This window comes from Providencia heimbachae ATCC 35613 (assembly GCF_001655055.1).
Taxonomy (GTDB): domain Bacteria; phylum Pseudomonadota; class Gammaproteobacteria; order Enterobacterales; family Enterobacteriaceae; genus Providencia; species Providencia heimbachae.
The window spans coordinates 1-9,633 of record NZ_LXEW01000050.1 but is presented as its reverse complement, the minus strand read 5'-3'; the positions used below and the strand labels follow the sequence as shown (position 1 = coordinate 9,633).

Here is a 9,633-nt window from a genome sequence, read left to right as displayed (position 1 = left end):
TTGATATCCTAAATAGTTCGAGTTACAGCTAGGCGGCAAGCAAAGATATCTCGGGGAGCATACACAAGTATGTGACCCGAGGAGCCAAGCGCAGCCAACAACGCTGTAACTTAAATTATCGATATCCTAAATAGTTCGAGTTACAGCTAGGCGGCAAGCAAAGATATCTCGGGGAGCATACACAAGTATGTGACCCGAGGAGCTGAGCGCAGCCAACAACGCTGTAGCTCGAAATATGACGGATATAACATGATAGATACAACATTAATACGTATATTAGGCGCTTGTTTTTACTACTCACCGCAAACCGAAACACTGCAAAATTTGTTGCCCGTTCTGTGTGATATCCCTGCTCTTCACCAATGGGAAGACTCTGAACAACTGCAACAAAGCTGTATTTCGCTTTCCCAAACCAAGGCTAATGATATCGTCTATGACTATTCAATCTTATTTGAAGGTCAAGGTGCGATGCCTGCCCCGCCTTGGGGTTCAGTTTACTTGGAACACGATAATACGGTCATGGGTGAATCGACCGCTGCATATCGCCATTTTTTGATGGAAAAGGGATTAGTGACTGAAACTGGCGTTCGTGAGCCTGAAGACCAGTTTGGCTTAATGTTAATGGCAATTTCTGCTTTAGCAGAACAAGGGGAAGATGAAGCGATTATTATCCTACTAGAACAACATTTACTACCTTGGTCATATCGCTATCTAGAATTGGTTCAACAGAGTAAAACAGAACAGCCTTTTTACCCTAATCTTGCGATGGTGGCAGAAAAATATTTACGTTCGCTGCAACAACAACTTGATTTATCGCCAGTAAAAGCTGAGCTATACCGCTAGTTTTATTTTATCTGCGACCTGAATGAGTTTGCAAAGTTGCATCGCAAACTCATTCAAACTCAGACTTAAAATGAAGAGTTAGGTTGCATCAAAAATTCAATTTCTTCTTTCGTCGAAGGACGCCCTAAAATTTCATTGCGATGTGGATAACGCCCAAATTTATCGATAATCGCTTTATGGCGCATTTCATAATCTAAGGTATTGTCATCACCAAGCATACGGAATAACTCAACAGCCTGAAGGTGAATGAAGCTCGACTCTGAGTGCATAAATGGCATTAATATAAATTTGCGCTGAGATAATGTCAGTAAATTATAATCATGCTGTTTAATTGCCTCTTGCGCTAATGCTAGCGCCATACAATCTTGGGCAAAAGACTTTGGCGTGTCACGCCATAAATTACGCGAAAATTGGTCTAATACAATGATTTCTGCAAGCCTGCCGCGAATTGAAACCCGCCAATACGCAAGTTCACCCTGTGCCGCCCGTTCACAAACATGACTAAAGCGCTTTGTAATCGCCAAATCAAATTTTGAGTTTTTTTCAAACCATTGTTTTGGGGTTGATTCCTCGAACCAAAATGAAAGCACTTCTTCCATGGCTGTCATATATACCTGCTCATATTTATCGTGAGTATTTATGTCATCGTAGATAAAAGTTGTTTAAATTAACAGTCTTGAACTCTTAAAACGGTAATTTGTAGATAATTATTTTGTTTTTTTGCGAGCTACCACGAAGAAACTAAGCAGCTTACACTTCTGCATTTTTTCTATTTTCAGATTTAACTGGTAACTCAATTGATCAAAATTAATAGTATGCTCACTATCATAAAACGAAAATTTGATTGATTAATCGTGTGAATTTGTATTTTGTTCAATTCCAAATACATACATTTAGTTAATCCAATGTTAGAATTTCACTTATAATGTGTCAGCAAGATGATGTTATCCCTTGATGCCGTATAATTTGGCTGTAATTTAATATGGGTTTAATTAGGAAGGCAATGTAAATGGCGGGACATATGGTACTCATTGGTTGGGCATTATGGGTCAGCCCCTGTGGTACAGATTCATGTGATGCACTGCCGGTTACCGAAACCATCTTCACCCAAGAACAATGCATGAGCCGAAAATCTTATCTCGAATCAAAACGCCCTAACCTCCATTTTCTCTGTGGCGAAGTCTATCGTGACAGCGACGATGTTGTTGATACAGAAACCCATTCAGTACCCGCGCCTAACCCCCCTCTACGCGCTATTCCTGAACGCCATTCACGTTAATCTGTTCATACCTTAAAAGAGCAGGTAAAACTTACCCTGCTCCTAAAATTAAAAACTAATTAATTTCAGCAAGTTTGCCGTCAGCTTCAATAAAATCCCCTTTATTGGCGCTATATTTTAGTTTTCCTGCTCGATGTGCCACAACTTGTACTTCCATTTTCATTGCTTCCATCACACCAATCACTTCACCTTCCGTGACACTTTCACCTTGTGGGATCAGCCAGTTAAATAACACCCCCGAAATAGGTGCACTCACGACATCCGGATGAGTTTCATTTTGCCCTGTCATTACTTTAGATTGGGCAGCGCTATTCGCAGAAAAACCAGAAAATAATTGCGCAGGTAAGCCAAGTTCGCAACGTTTTCCATCTATTTCAATAAACGTTCGTGTTAATTCACTACCTGATTGCGGAATTTGTCTTTTTGCTGGTGGAATTTGTGCGCTAAATTCAGTTTCTATCCAACGCGTGTGAACGTTAAATTGATCACAAAAGTCAGTATCTTCCATCACTGCTCGGTGGAAGGGTAAAACCGATGCGACTCCTTCAATCTTGAATTCCGCTAATGCCCTACGAGCACGATTAATCGCCTGTTCTCGCGTATTTCCTACCACAATTAACTTTGCCATCAAGGAATCAAATGTAGCTGGAATGGTTGTTCCTGCAGTCACACCACTATCAACCCGAATACCGGGACCTGATGGCGCATCAAAGCAAGTAATCGTTCCCGGCGTGGGTAAGAAGCCGTTACCTGCATCCTCCGCATTAATACGGAATTCAAATGCATGGCCTCGTGGTACCGGTGTTTCAGTGATACTTAATGGTAGGCCTTGTGCAATACGGAGTTGTTCAATCACCAGATCAATACCTGCGGTTTCTTCCGTCACGGGATGTTCAACCTGTAAGCGTGTATTAACCTCCAAGAATGATAATGTGCCATCTTGGCTTAATAAAAACTCAACCGTTCCAGCCCCTACATAACCCGCCTTACGGCAAATATCTGTTGATGACTTAATCACTTTTTGTTGTTGCTCATCAGTCAAAAACGGCGCTGGGGATTCTTCCACCAGCTTTTGATTGCGGCGCTGCAAAGAGCAATCCCGGGTTCCTACCACCACCACATTGCCATGCTTATCCGCAATGACCTGAGCTTCAATATGTCGAGGGTTATGCAAAAACTGCTCAAGGAAACACTCTCCTCGACCAAATGCAGCCGTCGCTTCTCGAACAGCTGAATGATAAAGTTCTTCAACTTCATTTAGTTGCCATGCGACTTTTAGGCCACGGCCACCGCCACCAAATGCTGCCTTAATCGCGATGGGTAAACCATGCTGATGCGCAAATGCGACAACTTCTTTAGGATCTTGCACAGGATCTTTCGTTCCGACAACCAGCGGCGCGCCTACTTGCATTGCAATATGACGGGCCTTAACTTTATCACCCAATACATCAATACTTTCAGGACTAGGACCAATCCAAATTAAGCCGGCAGACTCAACTGCCCGCGCAAACTCAGCACGCTCAGATAAAAAACCGTATCCCGGATGCACCATCGTTGCACCTGATTTTTTTGCAATATCAATCAGCTTTTCAATATTTAAATAGCTTTGAGCTGGTGTACTTCCATCTAACCCATAAGCTTCATCTGCCATATTGACATGGAGTGCATCAATATCGCTATCAGCGTAAACAGCTACTGATGTAAAGCCGTAGTCACGGCAAGCGCGAATAATACGAACCGCAATTTCACCTCGGTTGGCTATCAAGACTTTATGAATTTCATGATTATTATTTTTCATCAGCGGCGTAGCTCCCTTCTAATTCTTTAAATGTATCCAATGGATTAAAGCGAATTTTAGCGTTAGTTGGAATTTGTCCGGCTAAATCCAAATGATACTCGCAGACCGTTCCAATGACGGGGTATCCCCCGGTTAATGGGTGATCATTTAAAAATAATACTGGCTGCCCATTAGCGGGAACTTGGATGGCACCAATACAAGTTCCTTCGCTTGGAAGTTCTTGTCGTTTTGCCCGCTCAACGGGGCTTTCCCCTACGAGGCGTAGCCCAATGCGATTTGATGCTGCCGTAACCTGCCATAATTGTTGGCTTAATAGCTCAATAGCTTGTTGAGTAAACCAATCAGTTCTTGGTCCAAAGACAACATCCAGCACCACCACATCCTCAGAAGTTGGATATTCAAAAGCCGGTGTTTCATTCAGCGAAATTGCGTGTTGGTCGCTCTTAGTCAAGTTAATAGACAGTGATTGGCCGTTAATAATCGGCGTTGGTCCGACTTGTGCCAAAGTATCAAATGAGCAACTGTTTAACACAGGCGCGACATTAAAGCCCCCTCTCACCGCTAAATAACTACGAACACCTTTACTCGGTCGTCCAAGTTTGATCACATCCCCTTGAGCTAAATGAATAGGCTGATAAACCTCGCCTTGGTAGCTTTCATTTTCATGAGTAATGATTTCAATCGAACAATCCGCCCCTGTAATAGCAACTAATAAATCTCGATTTGCTTGTGCTTTGAAACCGCCTTGTGTTATTTCAAGGGCAACAGAGTTGGATGGATTGCCAACCAATCGATTAGCACTATGCAGGGCTGTTTTATCCATTGCGCCAGATTCAGAAATACCCAGCGCGGATTGCCCAATACGACCGTGATCTTGAAATAGCGTCTGCAAACCCGCAGTTAAAACAATCAAATCTTCCGATTGTGTCGGTAATTTTACGTCTACGGGTTTTGTGATTGGCAAACTGTAAGTAACTTGGCTCTTTGCGCTATCCACAAAATTAACCCGGTATCCTGCTTGTAATAAGGCGGGTTCTTCACGATGAATATCCCACACAGCGATATCAGTTATACCGATGAGTTGCCAACCTCCCGGACTTGCTTGCGGATAAACACTGCTAAACTCCCCGGCAAGCGCAACCGACCCCGCAGGAATTCGTATCCGGGGCGACTGCCGTCTATGCACATGTAATTGTGCTTGTTTGGATACCATGTAACCGAAACCGGGCGCAAAACCCGTAAAAGCGACTTGATATTCATTTTCAGTATGGCGTTGAATAACCTCGTTGATCGTAATTCCAAGGTATTGTGCGACTTCCGCTAAGTCTTCTCCATTATAATGCACAGGAATAGTGACCAGTTTGCTGGCTTTACACGCTGTTTTAGATACATCACGCAAGGCTATTTCGCGAACCAAATCATCCACCAAAGATATGATTGGGTTATAACGCACTAATATTGTTCTTGCCGCAGGGATAATTTCTTCGATCCCCTTGATTGGCCTATCATTCAATGAATCGGTAAGTGCCATTGTCTGTTCCAGACTTTGCAACTCAACCATAAACGCACTCAAATTGACGGGTAAAAAACGCAATGGGCACCTCTATATATGGTATGCAGCATCAGGAACATCAGTAATAAACATGTAACCCGGTGCATGGCTAAGCGCGAATGGTACGCCTGATTTCATTACAGCCGCTTGCGGCGTTACACCACAAGCCCAAAACACAGGAATTTCACCCTCTTCTATCCGCACTGCGTCACCAAAGTCTGGCCGCATAATATCGACAATACCCAGCTGTTCTGGTGCACCAATGTGAACGGGTGTCCCATGAACCGCAGGGAATCGTCCGGTGATACTTACCGCATCAGCAACTCTATTAGCCGGAATTGGGCGCATTGAAACGACCAGCTCCCCTTGTAAACGGCCGGCGGGACGGCATAAGCGATTCGTCTTATACATAGGAACATTCGATTTATCGGTGATATGACGAATATCAATACCAGCCTCAATCATTGGCGTTTCGAAGGTAAAGCTGCAACCGATTAGAAATGTGACTAGATCCGGATGTTGCTGATAAATCACTGTTGCATCGGTGATTTCATCAATTAACTTACCGTTCTCCCATACCCGATAGCGCGGAATATCGGTACGCAAATCCGCACCATCCGCAAGGGTCGTCTGCCAACTTCCCGCTTCACACACATCAAGAACGGGGCAACTTTTTGGATTCCGCTGAGCATACAATAAAAAATCAAATGCCCAATCACGCGGAAGCGCAATCATATTGGCTTGCGTCATACCCGATGCTAAGCCTGCTGTCGGTTGATCAAAACCATTACGGATAGCTTCTCTTGCCGCTTTTGCTGCCTCAATGGCTTGTTTAGATGCCTGTATTAATCGGCTCATTCGTGGTCTCCTTTATGGGCAAAACCATAAATTTCGATACCTTGTTTCTCAAATGCAGTTCGTACCTGTTGCGCCATTTCAAGTGCCCCAGGGCTGTCCCCGTGCACACAAATAGAACCCGCTTCAATCGGCGTAAACTTACCATCAATAGCAGTGACGCCACCTTCATTAACAAGTTGCAACATCCGCTCAGCCACCTGTTTAGGATCATGTAACACCGAACCGGCTAATTTTCGAGAAACTAACGTACCATCGCTGTTATACGCTCGGTCAGCAAAAGCTTCAGCAACCACATTTAGACCACTTTCACGCGCCCAACTAATTAATGGTGATCCCGCTAATGCAACCAGTATTAGCTGGCTATCGATGGCTAAGATTGCGTTAATAACGGCCATTGCTTGGCGCTTGTCATGCGCTATGGTGTTATACAGTGCACCATGCGGCTTAACGTATTGCACCTGTGTACCTGCGGCTATTGCCAACCCTTTGAGCGCACCAATTTGATAGATGACATCCGCCGTTAACTCATTAGATGCGATGTCCATATTGCGACGGCCAAATCCAACGAGATCCGGATAACCCACATGAGCACCAACCGCGACACCATTTTCTTTCGCTGCCTTGAGTGTTTTCAAAATACCTTCTGGCGACCCAGCATGAAAACCACAAGCGATATTGGCACTACTTACAATAGGGAGGATCGCTTCATCATTTCCCATCTGCCACTGCCCAAAACTTTCCCCAAGGTCACTGTTTAAGTCGATTTGTTTTTTCATTATGATTCCTTGACGTTATTTCAGACGATTATTTAAGGTAGTTGAAGATAGCCTCAACCGACATCACACCCATATACCATGTCAATGCGCAGGTCACGACACCTGACCACAGCAACCAACGAGGGTAATGATACCCTGACATCAAATCTGCTCTTTTCCAGCCAATATAAACAAAGATGGTCAAACCAATCGGTAGGATCAGACCATTAAATCCACCCGCGAATACCAGTAATGCCGCAGGCGCTGTTCCCATCATTAAATAAATAACTAATGAAATCGCAATAAAAATAATAGTGGCAAAATTACGCTGTCTTTCGGTTATCGATTTTTTGAAAGCACTAATGAAACTCATTGAGGTATAAGCAGCACCAATCACACTCGTTAACGCAGCCGCCCACAGAATCAAGCCAAAGATACGCAATCCAAAATTACCGGCAGCGGCTTGGAAAGCTTGTGACGCAGGGTTTGCTGCTTGGCCTGAGATATCAATCGTAACACCACTGGCAACAACGCCAAGGATCGCGAGAAAAAGAATATAGCGCATCAAACCGACGACTAAGATACCTTTGGTTGCCGCACTGGAAACCACATGGATGTTTTCAATACCGACGGCACCTTTATCCAACAAGCGGTGCGCGCCTGCATAACAGATATAGCCACCGACGGTTCCGCCAACAATGGTGGTGATCATGGCAAAATCGACTGTGTCGGGTAATACACTTTGGCGTAATGCTTCGCCAATTGGTGGGTTCGAGGCAATCGCAACAAATAGCGTCAACCCAATCATCACGATACCTAGACCAATAATGAGTCTATCGATAAATGTGCTAGCTTTACGGGAGGAGAATATATAAATAGCAAGTAATGCGCTGATCAACCCACCCCATTTTGGATCAAGCCCAACCAAAGCATTTAAGCCAAGTCCCGCACCTGCAATATTACCAATATTAAAAATCAATCCACCAAAAATAACCAATACCGCCAGCAAATAACCACTACCCGGTATAGTTGCATTGGCAATATCCGATGAATGCATTTTGGTTAAAGTTACTACTCGCCAAATATTTTGCTGAACAACAAAGTCAATAATGATAGAAGCCAAAATACCAAACGCGAATGCCGCGCCGAGTGTGACAGTAAAAGTCGCCGTTTGCGTAATAAAACCGGGTCCAATTGCTGATGTCGCCATTAAGAAAATAGCGCCTATCAGTGAAGAACGCCGGTTTTTAACATACTCTGCTGTTGTTGTGCTTTCTTGAGCTGCCATATGCATACCCTCTAATTGGTTATTTTTGTAATTATTAGCGTGGTTGTTGATGTCGTTATGAATTAAATCTATCTGAGTTAGATAATAACTGACGTTATTACCCTACGATTACTTAGGCAATTATCGTGCCATTGTTCTACCATGAACAACGATTGTTAATTCATGTTTAATAGATTGTTGAACAATTAATATGAAATGATGGATAAACAATCAATAAAAATCGTCTTTAGTAGGTTGAAAATCAAATCTTGATCACTTTTTTAACAATTAGCTGGGATCATTAACATCTCAAAGCGTCTTGACGCACCAAATAAGAGCAAATTTAATTTATATGCACTATTAAAGTTCAGAAAAAGTCGCCTTGCCGCTATACCCCGAATGTGTGAAGATAGCGCCTTATCCCCATTTACCCTCAATTTAAGTTTGTCTTTTTATGAAAAAACAACCTGTTGCCCAAACTTTATCTGTCACAATTGCTGAAATCATTCGGTATAAAATTACCATTGGCTCACTTACACCAGGGCAACGACTATCAGAAGCAATGTTAAGTGAAGAACTCGATATTTCCCGTAATACCTTACGCGAGGTATTCAGGGTATTAACCCAAGAAGGTTTACTCACTTATGCACCAAATAAGGGCGTTTTTGTTTCTGTTCCAGATATGGCTGCAATTATTGATATTTACCAAGTCCGCCGTTTGATTGAATGTGATGCACTCATTCATTCATACGCCCTTCATCCTGCGGTTCAGAAAATGAAACAAGCAGTCAATGAAGCGCGTGAACATGAAAAAATTGAAAATTGGATTGGTGTAGGTACGGCGAACATGAAATTCCACACTGGAATTGTTGAGCTTTCTGATAGTGAGCGTTTAATCAAGCTCTATCGCAATGTTTCTGCGGAACTACGTTTAGCATTTGGCCACTTAAATGACCCTAAAATACTTTATGCACCTTATATTGATAAAAACCAGTCTATACTAGAATTACTCGATGCAGGGCAAAACCAAGAAGCTGCAGAGAGTTTACGCCGCTACCTTGATTTGTCAGAAAGAACACTTTTAGCCGCTTATAAACGTAGCCAATCCCTATTTTGATCTACCCTAAACTTAACGTGTTTTTTCTACACACCTTAAAAGTATCATTGAATATTTTATTAATTAATCTATATCATAATAAAAATTTCAGTGAGAATGAAATCCTTCTCTTTTAAATAAATATTTAATTATTTATATTTATTGCTTATCGAGCTTTATATCCG

The 9,633-nt window shown here is 42.7% G+C and carries 9 protein-coding genes; 3 read left to right on the top strand and 6 right to left on the bottom strand.

The genetic code is table 11. The features are described from left to right. The first annotated feature begins 249 nt into the window (after window positions 1-249). Window positions 250-843 carry a molecular chaperone TorD family protein gene (locus tag M998_RS18310; RefSeq protein WP_068910196.1) on the top strand — a complete coding sequence of 198 codons (594 nt, stop codon included), beginning with the start codon at window positions 250-252 and terminating at the stop codon, window positions 841-843. A 65-nt stretch (window positions 844-908) separates the two neighbouring features. Here the strand turns inward: M998_RS18310 and M998_RS18305 are convergent, their stop codons facing one another. Next, window positions 909-1,451, bottom strand: a complete 543-nt coding sequence (locus M998_RS18305; protein ID WP_068444818.1) for a DUF924 family protein — start codon at window positions 1,449-1,451, stop codon at window positions 909-911. A gap of 401 nt (window positions 1,452-1,852) precedes the next feature. On the opposite strand from M998_RS18305, the gene M998_RS18300 reads away from it, so the two are divergent. Further along, window positions 1,853-2,122: a hypothetical protein gene (locus M998_RS18300; protein ID WP_068444820.1), complete on the top strand. Its 270-nt coding sequence runs from the start codon at window positions 1,853-1,855 to the stop codon at window positions 2,120-2,122. Window positions 2,123-2,177: 55 nt separating this feature from the next. Here M998_RS18300 and M998_RS18295 read toward each other — a convergent pair whose 3' ends face one another. The 5 genes from M998_RS18295 to M998_RS18275 are packed head-to-tail and all read right to left on the bottom strand — an operon-like array spanning window position 2,178 to window position 8,373. Then, a complete protein-coding gene (locus tag M998_RS18295; RefSeq protein WP_068910194.1) occupies window positions 2,178-3,920 on the bottom strand; it encodes an acetyl/propionyl/methylcrotonyl-CoA carboxylase subunit alpha in 1,743 nt (580 codons plus the stop codon). Then, entirely contained in the window at window positions 3,910-5,514 is a 1,605-nt protein-coding gene (locus M998_RS18290) for a 5-oxoprolinase subunit B/C family protein (RefSeq protein WP_068910193.1), read from the bottom strand. The genes M998_RS18295 and M998_RS18290 overlap by 11 nt, the downstream gene beginning before the upstream one ends. Before the next feature lie 9 nt (window positions 5,515-5,523). Then, a complete protein-coding gene (locus M998_RS18285) occupies window positions 5,524-6,330 on the bottom strand; it encodes a putative hydro-lyase (protein ID WP_068910191.1) in 807 nt (268 codons plus the stop codon). Continuing rightward, window positions 6,327-7,106, bottom strand: a complete 780-nt coding sequence (locus M998_RS18280) for a LamB/YcsF family protein (protein ID WP_068444827.1) — start codon at window positions 7,104-7,106, stop codon at window positions 6,327-6,329. Before M998_RS18280 ends, M998_RS18285 begins: the two co-directional genes overlap by 4 nt. Window positions 7,107-7,134: 28 nt before the next feature. Continuing rightward, a complete protein-coding gene (locus M998_RS18275) occupies window positions 7,135-8,373 on the bottom strand; it encodes an NRAMP family divalent metal transporter (RefSeq protein WP_068444829.1) in 1,239 nt (412 codons plus the stop codon). 433 nt (window positions 8,374-8,806) lie between these two features. On the opposite strand from M998_RS18275, the gene M998_RS18270 reads away from it, so the two are divergent. Further along, window positions 8,807-9,469: a GntR family transcriptional regulator gene (locus M998_RS18270; RefSeq protein ID WP_068444830.1), complete on the top strand. Its 663-nt coding sequence runs from the start codon at window positions 8,807-8,809 to the stop codon at window positions 9,467-9,469. The last annotated feature ends 164 nt before the right edge of the window (window positions 9,470-9,633 follow it).